The organism is Desulfosarcina cetonica JCM 12296, assembly GCF_001311845.1.
GTDB lineage: Bacteria > Desulfobacterota > Desulfobacteria > Desulfobacterales > Desulfosarcinaceae > Desulfosarcina > Desulfosarcina cetonica.
In genome coordinates this window covers 1-838 of the sequence record NZ_BBCC01000508.1, presented here as the reverse complement: position 1 = coordinate 838, position 838 = coordinate 1, and the positions used below count along the sequence as shown (strand labels likewise).

2 protein-coding genes are annotated in these 838 nt (G+C 56.2%); one reads left to right on the top strand and one right to left on the bottom strand.

Annotation, left to right across the window (positions count from 1 at the left end):
- Positions 1-216, bottom strand: a 216-nt coding sequence (locus JCM12296_RS35270; RefSeq protein WP_172684287.1) for an isocitrate dehydrogenase kinase/phosphatase AceK regulatory subunit, incomplete at its 3' end; no start/stop codon positions are given.
- A 372-nt stretch (positions 217-588) separates the two neighbouring features.
- On the opposite strand from JCM12296_RS35270, the gene JCM12296_RS35260 reads away from it, so the two are divergent.
- Positions 589-838 (top strand): hypothetical protein (locus JCM12296_RS35260; protein ID WP_218188468.1); only part of this gene is annotated, 250 nt, incomplete at its 3' end.

Sequence of the window (838 nt, the reverse complement as noted above, 5' to 3'; positions counted from 1 at the left end):
GTCGACCAGCAGCCGGCGCAGGTCGTTTTCGGCCTGATCCACCTGGGTGGCATACAGGTTGACGCGCTCGGTGGTATCATCGCGAACCTGCGCCCATTGGCGGTTCATGAAGTGCGCCGATGCCCGTTGGGTGATGCGTTGAAACTGGTCCTGGTAGTCACGGAAATGCTCGACGATGCAGGTGGCGCAACGTTCAGACAACCGGTCTTCCATCATCCGACCTTCCTTATTTACGCGCTGGGACACTTAGGGACATTCGGGGTATTTTTCCGGGACCCCGAAACGGCGGCCAGTCGATCATCGGCATTACTGGGGTGCTTGATGGTTTAAAGGGTATCCCAAATGCGCCATGAATGCAAATGTGGCCTTATCGGGTCACCGCATTTGGTTGATTGTTAATTTTTTTCACGGAATTGACATTTTGATTTTGGCATTTGGCCTTGATTGATCATATACCTTCCGTGGAACGTCAGCGGAATAAGGGATCTTTTGGCTTCAGCGGCAATGCTTTTCGGCCGATTGAGAAACCGCGGCCGGCCACTTGCGGCGGTCGGATTTCCAATTTGTCCGGACAAGGGGAACAATCCTATGATTTACGTTGTGTTGGGGGTGCTTGGGGCCATTTTCGGTGGTGTCTACCTGTATGGCAAGGGCGGATTCATGATCGGCGGCCTGATCGGCCTGCTGGTGGCCGCGGTTATTGGTCAGCGCAACCGGTTGATCGAGCTGGAAAAGCGGCTATCCGACCTTCAAATCCGGGTGGATCGGTGGTGGGATGCCAAAACCGCGCGGCCATCGCCTGAAGCCCAGGCCGAGGCGCCGGTGCCGCCGCCTTCCG